Genomic DNA, 13,655 nt, shown 5'->3' with positions numbered 1-13,655 from the left:
GCTATACGGAATCAGTATATCTGAAATATCCAGCATGGCACTTCCGGTATGCCATGGCGACTCCTAGACTGCCTCACATGCCCGCCGCCGTTATGGAGACACTAGCAGCGGCAGGCTCTCCGGGCAAAGCATCCGGCACCCGGTGAACCCCATACTCATACAGGAAGTGACATGAAAGATATCGACCTCCGCGGCCTCAATCCTGCCCCGGTTACGCCCTTCACCCGCGACGGCGCGGTGGACTACGCCGCCTGCAAGAAGCTGGGCGCCTGGCTCGGCAGCATCGATGGCGTGAAGAGCCTGACCGTGCTCGGCCACGCTGGCGAAGGCACCTTTCTGACGCAGGCGGAGCAGATGAAGGTCATCGAAACCTTCGTCGAGGCAGTCAATGGCGCCATTCCCATCATCGCCGGCATCACGTTGGAAGGCACCGAGGTGGCCGCCGAGGAAGCCAAGCGCGCGGTCCAGGCGGGCGCGTCCGCCGGCCTGCTCTACCCCTCGCACGGCTGGCTGCGCTTCGGCTACCAGAAGGGCGCACCTCAGGACAAGTACCGCCAGGTGTTTGAGACCAGTGGGCTGCCGCTGATCCTGTTCCAGTACCCCGATGCAACCAAGTGCACCTACGACCTGGAGACCCAGCTTGACATCGCGGCGCAGCCCGGCGTATTCGCGATGAAGAACGGCGTGCGCAACATGCGCCGCTGGGACACCGAGATCCCCGTGATTCGTCGCGAGCGCCCTGATCTGCAGATTCTGAGCTGTCACGACGAGTATCTGCTGCACACCATGTTTGACGTGGACGGTCTGCTGGTGGGCTACGGCAACATCGCGCCGGAACTTCTGGTCGAGCTAATCAAGGCCGGCAAGGCACGGGACTACAAGGCCGCCCGCGCCATCCACGATCGCCTGCTGCCTGTCACGAAGAACGTCTACCACCGCGGCTCGCACATGGAAGGCACTGTGGCGCTGAAGCATGCGCTGGTTGCCCGCGGCATCCTGGAACACGCCACCGTGCGTTCTCCGCTGCTGCCGCTCGCCCCGGGTGCTGACATTGAAATCGCAAACGCGATGCGCGCCGCCGGCATCGTAGGCTGAACGGTGGCCAGGCGCAGCCATCCGGCTGCGCCTGCTAGCCGCGTCAGTGTTTTTCCCATTTTGCTGTAGCCAGCAGGCATGCACAACGGGAGGAATACGAGGCTTCACGCTGACCTGAGCTTCTGGGCTGCCCCCTGTCGCGGACTTCCAGTGGCTCTTGGGGTGCGAAAGACCGTGGCGACGGCAGAAGCGGATGACGCAAAAATAATGATGGCCGGTGCTCGCACACCATGAGCCAGTCAACTTGGAGACAGCATGGACACCACTACGGTCGCACCCATGTACAGCGGCAGGAACGATGCGGCAAGCAGTGCGCCATTTGATCCGCAGCAGCGGGCAGCGCAACTTCTCTTTCGCATCGAGAATGTTCCCTTTAGCAGGTGGCACACCAAAGCCCGCATTGTTATGGGCAGTGCTACCCTGTTCGATGCATTCGACGCACTGTCCTTGGCGTTTGTCATGCCGGTCCTGGTTGGGCTTTGGCACTTATCGCCGGGCGAGATCGGCGTCCTGATCGCTGCCGGGTACCTTGGGCAGGTCATCGGCGCACTATGCTTCGGGTGGCTTGCCGAGCGCCTGGGCCGGGTGCCGAGTGCCACCGTAACCGTGGCCCTGATGTCGGTCATGAGTGTGGCGTGCGCCTTTGCCGGCAACTTTCACATGCTGTTCCTGTGCCGCTTCATCCAGGGCATTGGTGTCGGCGGCGAGGTACCGGTTGCGGCAACCTATATCAATGAACTGTCGCAAGCCCATGGCCGCGGCCGCTTTTTCCTGCTCTATGAACTGATCTTCCCTGTTGGCCTAATGCTGGCGGCCCAGGTAGGTGCCTTCTTGGTTCCTCGCTTTGGCTGGGAGTACATGTTCCTGGTTGGCGGGATACCCGGCTTGGTCGTGGCACTGCTGATCATGCGGCTGCCGGAATCACCACGATGGCTGATCGCCAAAGGCCGGTTCGACGACGCAGAGCGCGTGATCGGCGAAATCGAGGCCAGCACCCCCAAGCGAAACCTCGATCCGCAGCACAACGCCGCAGAGATGGACCGGCGCATCTCGGAACTGTACGGGGGCCTCCATTCGCAGAAAAAGGGCAACTGGAAGGAGCTGTTCTCGCCGTTCTATCGTGGCCGTACGGTGGTGGTATGGCTGCTATGGGCGAGTTCCTATTTCGTTGCAAATGGCATCAACAACTGGTTGCCGAGTCTGTACAAGACGGTCTATCACCTGCCATTGCAGGAGTCGCTGCACATGGCCTCGCTCTCCAACGTGCTCAGCACCTGTGCCGTTCTTGTCTGCGCACTCTCGGTGGACCGCGTGGGTCGTCGTCGCTGGGCCATGGGGTGTTTCGTGGTCAGCGGCATACTGCTCGCCGTCCTCGGAGCGTTCGGCGCCGCCAGCCCCTGGTCGGTCATGCTGCTTGCATCCTCAGCTTATGCCGTGATGGGTTCGGCGACGGTGCTGCTGTACCTGTACACGCCGGAAATCTATCCCACGCGTATCCGTGCGATCGGAACCGGCCTGGCGACGTCATGGCTACGAGCTGCCTCCGCCACCGCACCGACCGTTGTCGGCATGGTACTGACGGGACAGGGTATTGCCACCGTCTTCCTGATGTTTGCGGGCGCCTGCGTGGTCGGCCTTGTCGCGGCCAGCCGAATGACCGAAACCACCAACCGCCCGCTGGAAGAGATTTCACCCTGACTGGCTGACCTGCCAAACGCAGCAGCGCAGACCGCTGCCGTCAGACGCTTCACGGCGATCATCGGACCCAGTATCCCTTGCAGCCGTGCACTCGAAACGTATCGAGCGCACGGTGCTGGGGGGAGACCGCTCGCCTGCCTTCACAAGTTTGTAACGACTCGCCATAACAAGGAGACACCCATGAGGAGTTGCGGGAAATGGTACGCGGGCCTTCTTTGCGCCGCACCGATGTTCGCTTCGGCACAATCAGTGACGCTTTACGGCCTCGGCGACACCGGGGTCGAGTATGTGAACAATATTGGTGCCAGCAAAGACAGTGTCGTGCGGATGCCGAACCTGACTGCCACCGTGCCTTCGCGCTGGGGGATGCGCGGGACTGAAGACCTTGGGGGAGGCCTGAAATCCGTCTTCGTCCTGGAATCCGGCTTTGCCCCGGACTCCGGATCGTCAAATCAGGGGGGACGCTTGTTCGGTCGCCAGGCCTTTGTGGGGCTGAGCAATCAGTGGGGACAACTCTCCTTCGGCCGTCAGTGGACGATGACCTTCTGGTCAACGCTGGACTCTGACGTACTGGGGCCCAACATCTACGGCGCCAACTCGTTGGATAGTTATCGACCCAATGCCCGCGCCGATAATGCCATCGCCTACAAGGGTACATTCGGCGGATTGACTGTCGGCGCGACATACAGCCTCGGGCGCGACACAGTCAATGCTGGCCAGAACCCCGCGGGAACCAACTGCGCCGGAGAGAATCCCGCCGACAGCAAGGCCTGCCGTGAATGGTCAGTGATGCTGCGGTATGACGCAAGCTGGTGGGGCCTGGCAACTGCATACGATTCCTTGCGCGGAGGCGCCGGTGCTGCAGCAGGGCTGGTGAACAGCGGCCTCAAGGACGATCGCCTGCACTTTGGTGGCTACATGGTCCTGTCCAGGACGAAGCTTGGCATCGGTGGCACCTTCCGGAACAATGAGGGCAGCACCACGTCCCATAGCCAGTTGTACTATGCGGGCCTGGCCTACGACATCACGCCCGCCTTCAATCTCGCGGGGCAGATCTACTATCTGGGATTCAACCATAGTGCCAACAAGGCATGGCTCGCGGCCCTGCGCGGTGCCTACGCCTTCTCCAAGCGGACCTCCGCCTATCTTACGACTGGCTTCATTGATAACCGGGGCCAACTGGCCATGTCGGTCAGCAGTGGCAGCGCCGTCGGAACCAGCGCGCCGGCACCGGGCGGCAACCAGTTTGGTGCGATGATTGGCATAAAGCATGTCTTCTGAGTCGGCGCCATACCTGTTTATGGCAAGAGCAAGAGCTCAGGCGAAAGCATCGGATGCAAGAATCCCTTCTCTGGACGCTCGCCAGTCGAGGCAGAGCGGCAAGCATGCAAGTCAATATCAGGAGACGACAATGAGAAGTATTTTGAGAGCGCTAGTGGCCACAAGCTTTGGTCTTGCCGCCACGCTGGCTCTCGGCCAGAGCTACCCCAACAAGCCCGTCAGAATCGTTGTGCCGTACCCCGCTGGTGGAACAGTGGACGCTGTTACGCGGGTTGTTGCGCAACGCCTAAGCGAAAACCTCGGCCAGCAATTTATTGTCGATAACCGGCCCGGAGCCAGCGGAACGCTGGGCAGCAAGTTGGTAGCGACCTCGGCGCCAGACGGTTACACCCTACTTGTGCAGGCATCGACCTTCGTGGCCACGCCGATGCTGATGAGCGCAACGACCTATGACATCGAAAAGGACTTCACGGCGATCACACAACTGGGTAGCGTCCCAATGCTCGTGACGGCGCATCCCAGTGTTCCAGCAAAGGACCTCAAGGAGTTCATGGCCGCCATCCGCAAGGAGCCCGGGAAGTACACCTTTGGAACTTCAGCAGTCGGCTCGGCTAGCCACCTGGCCGAAGAAGCGATCAAGCACGACGGGAAGCTCCAGTTCGAGATCATCCCCTACAAGGGTACGGCTCCGGCGTTGACGGAAGTCATGGGCGGCCACATCAATGCCATGGTGGATGCCTTGCCATCGACGCTGCCCCATGTGAAGAGTGGAAAGCTGAAGCCGCTTGCAGTCACTAGTGCGAAGCGCATTGCCGCGTTGCCGAACGTTCCGACGGTTGCAGAGTCGGGATTGACCGGCTTCGAGATGGTTTCCTGGTACGGCTTGTGGGGACCTGCGAGAATGCCCGCCGAACTGACTCAACGCATTCGGAATGAAGTCGCGAAGGCATTGGCTTCGGAAAAAGCGGTCAAGGTATTGGGCGAGTATGGATTCAGCGCCACGACGTCCCAGCCGGCGGACTTCACCGCATACATTAGGCAGGAGAAGGCCAGATTCAGCACCCTGATCAGGGAGGCAAATATCAAGCTCGACTGAGCGGCATTTGGAGAGCCACGATGAGCACATATACCGCACGCGACCGGGCCAGCACGGTGGAACACATCCATGGTCGCGGTGCCGGCACGCTTGAGTTGGACTACGAGACCGCATGGCAGGACGCGATCGAACTGGAGCAACTCGGCCGTCAATACGGTGTCGACGTGTAGTATCGCGCCGTCGAGCATGTCTCCGTGGCATCCCCCGAAGCATTGGTGCACGGCCTGCGCATGGAGAAGCCCACATTCAGGCAGCGCTACCTCTACTGCAGGTTCGACATGGCCGCGCTGTCTGAGGATACGCTGCGCAATCTGGAGGAGCTTGCCATTGAACACGGCGACTACCTCATGGCCGGTCACCTCTTTACGGAGGAAACGCTGACCTGGGTGTGAGCGGCCGGATTCACATGCCGGTCCTCGGCCGCCGCAGGAATTCCCCTTTGAGCAGGATCGGTGACTGCAATACCACGGTCATTGGACATTGAGCTCGCGTTCGCGGATGACCGAGAGGGGTCGAGGCTGTGTGAAAACGTCTCGATCACCTAGACTGAGTCAACGCATTCAGACTGGGGGATCGGATGAAGCGATTCATAGAGGGAGAAGACCGCAAGCAAGCTACCCTGCTTCCAGAATGCCTCGATGATTTCATCGCCGAGGACAACCCCACCAGGATCATCGACGCGTTTGTTGAAGAACTGGATCTCGAGTCGCTCGGGTTCGAAGGTACCAATCCCTCGACTACAGGTCGCCCTTCATATCATCCTGCTGTCCTGTTAAAGATATACATCTATGGTTACCTCAACCGGGTCCACTCCAGCCGCCGTCTGGAACGCGAATGCCAACGCAATATAGAACTGATGTGGCTTACCGGTCGACTGGCGCCGGACTTCAAGACGATTGCAGACTTTCGGCGGGATAACGGCACGGGCATTCGCAATGTCTGCCGTCGCTTCGTTGTACTGTGCCGAGATCTTAAGTTGTTCTCACAGGCCCTGGTCGCCATCGACGGCAGCAAGTTCAAGGCAGTCAATACTCGGGACCGCAATTTCACCGCTGGCAAGGTCGACAAGCGCCAGCAGCAAATTGAGGAAAGCATCCAGCGGTATCTGAGCGCGCTGGAGACTGCGGATCGCACGCAGCCTGCGGAGGTAGAACTCAAGACAACTCGACTGCGCGAGAAGATTGTGCAACTGCGTCAACAGATGCATAGCCTTGACCAGATAAAGGAAGAGCTCAAGACGCTGCCAGATGGTCAGATCTCGATGACCGATCCTGATGCGCGCTCGATGGCGACAAGTGGCAAGGGCTCTGGAATGGTCGGCTACAACGTACAGATGGCCGTAGATGCCAAGCATCATCTGATCGTTGCTCATGAGGTCACCAATATCGGCAATGATCGGGCGCAACTCAGCTCGATGGCTCGAGCTGCTCGCGATGCGATGGGTAAGACCAGGCTTAAAGCCATAGCTGATCGTGGCTACTTCAGTGCGCAGGAGATCAAAGCATGCGCGGATACGGGCATTGCTGCCATCTTGCCCAAGCCAGCAAGGTCCAGCGCGAAGGTAGGTGGTCGATTCGTTCGGGCGGACTTCATCTACATTGCCCGAGACGATGAATATCAATGTCCCGCCGGAGAACGTGCGATATACCGCTTCACCAGAGAAGAACACGGACTGCAGCTACGCCGCTATTGGAGTAGTGCATGTCCTCAGTGCACGATGCGGTCGCAATGCACGCCGAGTCCGTACCGGCGCATCTCCAGATGGGAGCATGAGGAAGTGCTGGAGGCCGTCCAGCGCCGGCTCGACAAGATGCCGGATGCAATGACGGTTCGCAGGCGAACCGTCGAGCATGTCTTCGGAACCTTCAAACATTGGATGGGCTACACGCACTTCTTGACGCGCACGCTGCCGAATGTAGGAACTGAAATGAGCCTGCATGTTCTGGCGTACAACCTGAAGCGCGTCCTTCGAATTCTCGGGTTCTCGAAAACAATGAAGGCCATGCGCCTGGTGGGTGCGTAAGCACCCATTTGCGCGCAAAAGATGGGGCTGAAGATCGCTCTCAGGGGCCCCATTAGCGCTGTTCCCACCCGTTTCGACGCCGCCGACGACCGGATTGGCCGAAAATTCGATAAGGCAGGCTACGCCCCGGAGGGGGCGCGCATTGGTGCGATTCGAGAGACGTTTCCACACGGCCTCGGTCGATCAGAGACGATCGCCTTCCCAACTCTGCCTGAGAGTAGGAGCAGCCGCTGAGTTGAACTGGCGTCAATCCTTCGAGTACCGCAGCGAAGTTGGCGCGCCGGCCGCACCGCTGGCCATAGGCCCACAAAGGATTCAACCTCAGAACGAAAGGGTTAGGGAAAAGAGTTAGCCGCCCTAAGTGGTTGATTGGAACAAAAATTTTTCCACCTAACTGTTAGCAACGTTCCCAAAGCGTTGTATGTACCGGGTTTCTGTCGCTCCATCGCGGGCGTCCACCCCGGCATCCTGCATTGATAGCGCATCGGGATCACAACTCGCTGGCCATCCTGCACCACCATCACGGGCGCGTAGTGGCCCGGGAAAATACGCGAGTCTCGATCCAGCAAATCAGTTCGCTGCAGGTCTGCTAGATTGCGCTGCGCCCTCGCGATCTTGTCAGTCGCGACGCGTTGATCGTTTTCCGCCTTCTTTGTCGGCTTGCCTGCCAATGCGCGCTCGGCGGCAGTCAGCCGTGTCTTCTGCTGGAACAGCTCCGTCTCCAAGGCTATCGCCTGATCTTTGTCACCCGCCGCAACAAGGTCGGCGACAGCGCGCTCCTTGTCGTTCGTGGCAGACGGCACGCATTGCTTTAGGCAGTTTGGACCAGCCGCCGTCTCTGCGCTTCTCCCAGAAGAGTTCGACAAAATGCTCAAAACTGTCAGAGGCCCCGAATTCCCGAACGTACTTTCGATAGCTGGCGTGAATCTGCGCGGAATAGCACATCGCTGTCACCGTGGCGTTGTGGCTAAAGAAGCCATTCTAGTGGCGGCGGCCTGACCCTGCAGGGGCACGCCCTTAACGGGTGAGCATGCCGGTTGCAAGGCAGGCCTTCCGGGTGGACGTGTAAGACGCTGCCTTCTACAGGGCATTGAGATAGCGGCCTAGACTGCAGAAATATGGCAACCCGAGGAGCCGACATGTCAAACGTTTATGTAGTGCCACGCGGCGACCGACGGAAGGTTGAGGTAGGTGCCGCATAGTTAACTTATGTTGGGACGCAGCGATTGGCTCCGGGACGATGCTGGCATAAAGACAGAGGGGCCAAGCGGATCGTCCACGGAAGGGAGCGATCCGGATGCGAAACGCCTATGGCAACGACACCAGGGATGTCAAAGGTTAGAGCGCGCACCGCGGAGCGGTTGCCCGACCTCGACCGCTATCAGAAGAAGCGCAACTTCAGCGTCACCCCAGAGCCGGCGGGAACACGAAAACGGCGCAAGAATGCCGAACAGTTGCGTTTCGTGATCCAGAAGCATTGGGCGCGGCGGCTGCACTACGATTTCAGGCTCGAACTCGATGGCGTGCTGCTCAGCTGGGCGGTGCCCAAGGGGCCTTGCTACGATCCCAGCGAAAAGCGTATCGCGGTCCATGTGGAGGACCACCCGCTCGACTATATCAACTTCGAGGGTGAAATCCCGGCTAAACAGTATGGCGCCGGCTCGGTGATCGTCTGGGATCGTGGCACGTGGGAGCCAATCGGCGATCCGCGTGAAGGTATGGCCGCAGGCAAGTTGCTCTTTGAACTTTACGGAGAAAAGTTGGCCGGCCGTTGGGAACTGGTACGCATCGCCAAGCCCGGCGACAGCTCAGAGCAGTGGTTCCTCTTCAAGAAGCGAGATGCCTGGGCGCGACCGCTGGCAGAGTTTGACGTGTTGGCAGCTTTCCCGGATAGCGTCATCAAAAAACCGCTGGGTGCGCTGACCCAAGCGTCGACGGGCTCTACTGAAATGGCGTCCGATACCGCCATCGTGAACGCCCCGCTCGTCCCCTTGCCGGCAAAGCTCGGGCCGCAGCTCGCCACCCCGGCACCCGCACTTCCGACTGGTACCGGGTGGGTCATCGAAACAAAGTTCGATGGCTACAGAATCTTGGCCAGAATCGAGGATGCCCGAGTAGCGCTCTTTACTCGTAATGGCCATGACTGGACGCGCAAGCTGGGATCCCTGGCGGCAGAGATCGAGACGCTAGACATCTCGGAAGGCTGGCTGGATGGCGAGATCGTCGTGCTTCGCGATGGCATGCCGGATTTCAATGCCTTGCAGAACGCAATCGATGGGCATCGCAACGACGCAATCGTCTTCTTCGGCTTCGACCTACCCTTCTGGGAAGGCCGGGATTTGCGCAATGTGCCCCTGACCCAGCGGCGCGCGAAGCTGGCGGAGCTTGTCGGAGATCGCTCCGAACGGGTGCGCTTTAGCGAGGCCTTCGATGCTTCCCCAGTGCAGATCTTCCAGGCGGCGTGCCAGCTCGGTCTCGAAGGCTTGATGTTCAAGCGGGCCGACGCCTCCTATGTTTCCGCACGCACCCAGACCTGGCTGAAGGCCAAATGCAAACTGCGCCAGGAGTTTGTGATTGGCGGGTTTTCGGACCGCAGTGGTGCAACAGCCGAGGTAGGCAAGCTATTGCTTGGCGTATATGCGGATGGAGAACTCCGTTACGTCGGCGGCGTTGGAACCGGCTGGGACAGCGCGACGGCAACAGAACTCAGAAGACGCTTGACCACCTTGGAAACTGAGCGAAGTCCCTTTTCGACGGAGGCGCGTTCCAGCCGGCGATGGGGCGGAGGCCGGGAAGGCGTTGTACGTTGGGTGAAACCGACCCTCGTTGCAGAAGTCGAGTTTTCCGAGTGGACCCCTGAAGGCCAGGTACGCCAAGCCTCGTTCAAGGGCCTGCGCGCCGATCATCCGGCTAAGTCGACCCGGCGAGAGGCGATCCAGACTGCCGTGACGCCGCACGGCGTCAGCGCTATCAAGGTCTCCAATCCGGACCGTGTCATCGACAAATCCACAGGCATCACGAAGGTCGAGCTGGTTCGCTACTACGCGAGCGTGGCGGAGCGGATGCTGCCCCACCTCAAGGATCGGCCGCTATCCTTGGTGCGCGCGCCGGAGGGCATCGATGCCCCGACCTTCTTTCAGAAGCACGCGGAAACGGCGATGCCTGGCCTCACCGAGCAGCTCCCGTCCCTTTGGCCCGGCCATGCCGCATTACTCACTGCTGATTCGGCAGACGCAATCGTCGCCGCTGCCCAGATGAATGTGCTTGAGTTTCATACGTGGAATTCGACGGCCCACCACATAGATCGTCCGGATCGAGTCATTTTCGACCTCGATCCTGGCGAAGGGATTGCATGGGAGACGATGATCGAGGCCGCCATGCTGGTGCACACGCTGCTGGATGAGCTGGGGCTGCAGTCCTGGTTGAAAACGAGCGGCGGCAAGGGGCTGCACGTCGTCGTGCCATTGGCGCCGCAGCGTTCCTACGACGAAGTGAAGGCGTTTTCGCGTGCCGCCGTCAAACACTTGGCGGCCACTCTGCCCCAGCGCTTCACCGCCCGCTCTGGGGCGGCTAACCGCAAGGGGCGGATTTTTGTGGATTATCTGCGCAATGGCTTCTCCCAGACCACCGCAGCCGCGTTCTCGGCGCGAGCGCGGCCAGGACTCGGTGTCTCCATGCCGGTGTTCTGGGAGCAGCTTACCAAGCTGAAAAGTGGCGCACAGTGGACTATCCGCGATGCCCGCGAATACCTCAGTTTCCAAGTGGCGGATCCCTGGCAGTCTTACTGGGAGGCACCCCAAAATTTGACCGCAGCCATCGAACGATTAAGCTAAATGCTGGCGCATCTGCGCTGTGGAGTATCCAATGCCTGCACGATCCCTCGCCTCTTTGTCGCTGTCTTTCGGCCTGGTGTCCATCCCCGTCAAACTCTACACCGCCACCGAGACAAGCTCTGCTGTGCGCTTCAACTTACTGAGCAAAGAAGGCGCACGGCTGAAACAACAGTACGTTTCCGAGCAGACCCAAAAGGTTGTCGACCGTGCAGACATGGTGAAGGGCTACGAGTTTGAGAAAGACCGCTTCGTGACGTTCTCCCCCGATGAACTCAAAGCCTTGGAAGAGAGTGCCAGCCACATGGTCGATATCGTTGCGTTCATTCCCGAGCGCAGCGTGGATCCGCTGTATTTCGACAAGGCGTACTTCATCGCTCCAGATAAGCGCGGCGGTAAGCCTTACAGCCTTTTACGCGAAGCCATGTCGAAGACCGGTCGCTGTGCCATTGCGAAGTGGGCCTCGAAAGGCAAATCGCATATCGTGCAGATCCGACCGGTCGAGGGCGGCCTGGTGTTCCAGCAACTGTTGTTCGCGGATGAAGTGCGCAACATCGCCGAACTGCATATCGAGGAAGTGGCAGTCTCAGATGCGGAGCTAAAGCTGGCGATCCAGCTGATCGAGCAAGCCTCGGAAGACCAATACGATCCGGCCCAGTACAAGGACGAGGAGAAAGTCAGGATTCTCGCCGCCATCGACGCAAAGATCGCCGGCAAGCAGATCGTATCGCCCGAACCAGTTGAAGTCACCGCCGGCGGGCAGGTCATCGATCTGATGGATGCACTTCGCGCGAGTCTGTCCAAGAAAGGGCTGCCCGCGACAAAAGCCAAAGCCGCCGAGCCATCAACTCGCAGAGCCGGTAAGCGGGGCACAGCGCCTTCCGAGCCGACACCGATCCGACGCACCACTAAGAAGTCGGCATGAGCCACGGCGAAGGGTTGACCAGGCGCGAGCTGGAGACGCGCCTGGGCGCTTCGCGCCGGCTGATCTCCAGCCTGGTAGCCGCCGGGCTGGTCACGCCTGCACGAGGCCCACGCGGCCAGTACGTCTTCTCCTTTCGGGACGTGGTTCTGATTCGTACCGCCGAATCCCTGCACAGGTCGAGCGTTGCGCCTGCACGGATTCTGCGGGCGCTGCGTCGTCTCGAACGGCTCACACCGAACCGACACCTATCGGCCCTGCGAATCTCCGCAAGCAGCGGCAACGTATCGGCATGGGACCGGCACGGCGCGTGGCTGGTTGAGAGCGGCCAACGGCTGATCGAGTTCGGGCCGGATGAAGCCGATGTGCGAGTCGTTGATTTAACGCGAATGCGTGCCAACGAACCGACCGCCGAGGAATCCTTTGCGCAAGCCTATGCACTTGAACCTGTCGACGCCAATGCGGCTGAAGCGGCCTACCGACGCGCCTTAGAGATCTCGCCAGGAATGCTGAACGCCTACCTGAACCTTGGGTGCATGCTGGCAGACCAACAACGATTCGACGAAGCCATCATGCTCTATGAGGGGGCGTTGTCCGTCCTTCCGAACGCGCCGCAATTGCATTTCAACCTGGGGGTTGCACGCGAGGATGTCGGCGCCCCGCAGTCAGCTCTGGCAGCGTACGAGCGATGCATCGAACTTGCACCGGACGACGCCGATGCCCACTACAACGCAGCGCGTTTGCATCAGGAACTGGGCCACTTCCAGAAGGCGCTGCGACACTTCAACGCATTCCGGAGGCTCGACCGTCCATAAAGCCAAGCCGCGGCATTATTCGGCGACCAACCTGATGCGTCGCCCCAAGAGGGCCGCATAAGGCACGTATCGAAAGAGGCTCAATTGATCACTTCCACGTGCAAAAGTGATGACCGCTCCATTCTAGTAAGACGCGGGAGCCTTCTGCTGAAAAAAGCGCGTTAAATTCGGACTAATTCAGACTTAAGCGTTTCTTGCGACGTCATATCATGCCTGGGTAGTCCTGCTACCGCCCGCTTCGCCGCCCTGGTGACGCGGGCTCTTTTTTGGGTAAAGCGAGCCCGTGCGCAACAGTGGGCAGGCCGATTGCCTGGTGCGGGGCGACTGGGCGATACTGGGCGCGGGAAACTCCACAAGTTTCCCGATTTCTTCATGGACGTTCTGCGGCTCTCTGCTACCGGTCGAGAGCCGTCTTTTTTCGGTCATCGCCCGATTTGACCGCGTGTGTTGCGCGGTCCGCCGCGGGGTGGCCATTCCCATGACGAGTTGCCTGCCCCGACCCGCTCACATTGGCGTTGCAAACAGCTCATTCCTGCTGGATAAGGAAACGCTCGGGCCGCTTGCCCAGCCAAGCCGGCGTCCGGCCACGTCCCGACCAGGTCTTGCCGGTTTTGGGATCCATATACTTCGGCGGCAGCGGCGCTTTCTCGGTGGCAGCGGACGCTGTACCGGCAGGCCGGCCCCGACGACGCCGCGGCGCCACGTCTTCCGGCGACAGCTCATACCGAGTCATCAGCTCGCGAATCTGCTCGATGACGCCAGCGACCTCAGTTGAACGCGCCTCTTCGAGCTGGGCTTCCAACGCTTGCTTCCGCGCCATCAATTCTTGATACGTTGCCATCTTCGCCTCCAATTGTTCAGTCGCTTTTGACTTATACGCATTCTAAAGTCGGCC

At 60.0% G+C, this 13,655-nt stretch carries 12 protein-coding genes; 10 read left to right on the top strand and 2 right to left on the bottom strand.

Features of this window, described 5'->3' with window-relative positions; translation table 11 throughout:
• Positions 1 to 171: 171 nt before the first annotated feature.
• The 7 genes from F7R26_RS36960 (at position 172) to F7R26_RS36935 (ending at position 7,193) form a co-directional block, all read left to right on the top strand.
• Positions 172 to 1,095, top strand: a complete 924-nt coding sequence (locus F7R26_RS36960; protein ID WP_058697654.1) for a dihydrodipicolinate synthase family protein — start codon at positions 172 to 174, stop codon at positions 1,093 to 1,095.
• A gap of 279 nt (positions 1,096 to 1,374) precedes the next feature.
• Complete coding sequence (locus tag F7R26_RS36955; protein ID WP_233528069.1) at positions 1,375 to 2,793, top strand: MFS transporter; 1,419 nt, start codon at positions 1,375 to 1,377, stop codon at positions 2,791 to 2,793.
• A gap of 180 nt (positions 2,794 to 2,973) precedes the next feature.
• Positions 2,974 to 4,074, top strand: a complete 1,101-nt coding sequence (locus F7R26_RS36950) for a porin (RefSeq protein WP_058697652.1) — start codon at positions 2,974 to 2,976, stop codon at positions 4,072 to 4,074.
• A gap of 130 nt (positions 4,075 to 4,204) precedes the next feature.
• Positions 4,205 to 5,170 carry a Bug family tripartite tricarboxylate transporter substrate binding protein gene (locus F7R26_RS36945; RefSeq protein WP_058697651.1) on the top strand — a complete coding sequence of 322 codons (966 nt, stop codon included), beginning with the start codon at positions 4,205 to 4,207 and terminating at the stop codon, positions 5,168 to 5,170.
• Between the two features lie 20 nt (positions 5,171 to 5,190).
• Entirely contained in the window at positions 5,191 to 5,340 is a 150-nt protein-coding gene (locus F7R26_RS41665) for a hypothetical protein (RefSeq protein ID WP_327077297.1), read from the top strand.
• Positions 5,341 to 5,364: 24 nt separating this feature from the next.
• Positions 5,365 to 5,562, top strand: coding sequence for a hypothetical protein (locus F7R26_RS41660; protein ID WP_327077295.1), 198 nt, complete (start codon positions 5,365 to 5,367; stop codon positions 5,560 to 5,562).
• Positions 5,563 to 5,747: 185 nt separating this feature from the next.
• Positions 5,748 to 7,193, top strand: a complete 1,446-nt coding sequence (locus tag F7R26_RS36935) for an IS1182 family transposase (protein ID WP_058697650.1) — start codon at positions 5,748 to 5,750, stop codon at positions 7,191 to 7,193.
• Positions 7,194 to 7,528: 335 nt separating this feature from the next.
• Here the strand turns inward: F7R26_RS36935 and F7R26_RS36930 are convergent, their stop codons facing one another.
• Positions 7,529 to 7,996: a hypothetical protein gene (locus tag F7R26_RS36930; protein ID WP_234788184.1), complete on the bottom strand. Its 468-nt coding sequence runs from the start codon at positions 7,994 to 7,996 to the stop codon at positions 7,529 to 7,531.
• Positions 7,997 to 8,503: 507 nt separating this feature from the next.
• Here F7R26_RS36930 and ligD point away from each other — a divergent pair.
• Genes ligD through F7R26_RS36915 form a run of 3 tightly spaced genes read left to right on the top strand, consistent with a single transcriptional unit; the run spans position 8,504 to position 12,760 of the window.
• Positions 8,504 to 11,026 carry a DNA ligase D gene (gene ligD / locus F7R26_RS36925; RefSeq protein WP_058697649.1) on the top strand — a complete coding sequence of 841 codons (2,523 nt, stop codon included), beginning with the start codon at positions 8,504 to 8,506 and terminating at the stop codon, positions 11,024 to 11,026.
• Between the two features lie 31 nt (positions 11,027 to 11,057).
• A complete protein-coding gene (gene ku, locus F7R26_RS36920) occupies positions 11,058 to 11,948 on the top strand; it encodes a non-homologous end joining protein Ku (RefSeq protein ID WP_058697648.1) in 891 nt (296 codons plus the stop codon).
• Entirely contained in the window at positions 11,945 to 12,760 is an 816-nt protein-coding gene (locus F7R26_RS36915) for a tetratricopeptide repeat protein (protein WP_058697647.1), read from the top strand. Before ku ends, F7R26_RS36915 begins: the two co-directional genes overlap by 4 nt.
• 526 nt (positions 12,761 to 13,286) lie before the next feature.
• Here the strand turns inward: F7R26_RS36915 and F7R26_RS36910 are convergent.
• Positions 13,287 to 13,601, bottom strand: a complete 315-nt coding sequence (locus tag F7R26_RS36910; protein ID WP_058697646.1) for an H-NS histone family protein — start codon at positions 13,599 to 13,601, stop codon at positions 13,287 to 13,289.
• Positions 13,602 to 13,655: the final 54 nt, after the last annotated feature.

The sequence above is a fragment of the Cupriavidus basilensis genome (assembly GCF_008801925.2).
Taxonomy (GTDB): Bacteria; Pseudomonadota; Gammaproteobacteria; order Burkholderiales; family Burkholderiaceae; genus Cupriavidus; species Cupriavidus basilensis.
The sequence above is the reverse complement of the archived record's forward strand: the minus strand, read 5'-3'. Positions and strand labels throughout refer to the sequence as shown.

What these genes read in the sequence shown, in the direction of transcription:
- F7R26_RS36960 (WP_058697654.1), top strand. Translation starts at nt 172, where the DNA reads ATGAAAGATATCGACCTCCGCGGCCTCAATCCTGCCCCGGTTACGCCC.
- F7R26_RS36955 (WP_233528069.1), top strand. Translation starts at nt 1,375, where the DNA reads ATGTACAGCGGCAGGAACGATGCGGCAAGCAGTGCGCCATTTGATCCG.
- F7R26_RS36950 (WP_058697652.1), top strand. Translation starts at nt 2,974, where the DNA reads ATGAGGAGTTGCGGGAAATGGTACGCGGGCCTTCTTTGCGCCGCACCG.
- F7R26_RS36945 (WP_058697651.1), top strand. Translation starts at nt 4,205, where the DNA reads ATGAGAAGTATTTTGAGAGCGCTAGTGGCCACAAGCTTTGGTCTTGCC.
- F7R26_RS41665 (WP_327077297.1), top strand. Translation starts at nt 5,191, where the DNA reads ATGAGCACATATACCGCACGCGACCGGGCCAGCACGGTGGAACACATC.
- F7R26_RS36935 (WP_058697650.1), top strand. Translation starts at nt 5,748, where the DNA reads ATGAAGCGATTCATAGAGGGAGAAGACCGCAAGCAAGCTACCCTGCTT.
- ligD (WP_058697649.1), top strand. Translation starts at nt 8,504, where the DNA reads ATGGCAACGACACCAGGGATGTCAAAGGTTAGAGCGCGCACCGCGGAG.
- ku (WP_058697648.1), top strand. Translation starts at nt 11,058, where the DNA reads ATGCCTGCACGATCCCTCGCCTCTTTGTCGCTGTCTTTCGGCCTGGTG.
- F7R26_RS36915 (WP_058697647.1), top strand. Translation starts at nt 11,945, where the DNA reads ATGAGCCACGGCGAAGGGTTGACCAGGCGCGAGCTGGAGACGCGCCTG.
- F7R26_RS36910 (WP_058697646.1), bottom strand. Translation starts at nt 13,601, where the DNA reads ATGGCAACGTATCAAGAATTGATGGCGCGGAAGCAAGCGTTGGAAGCC.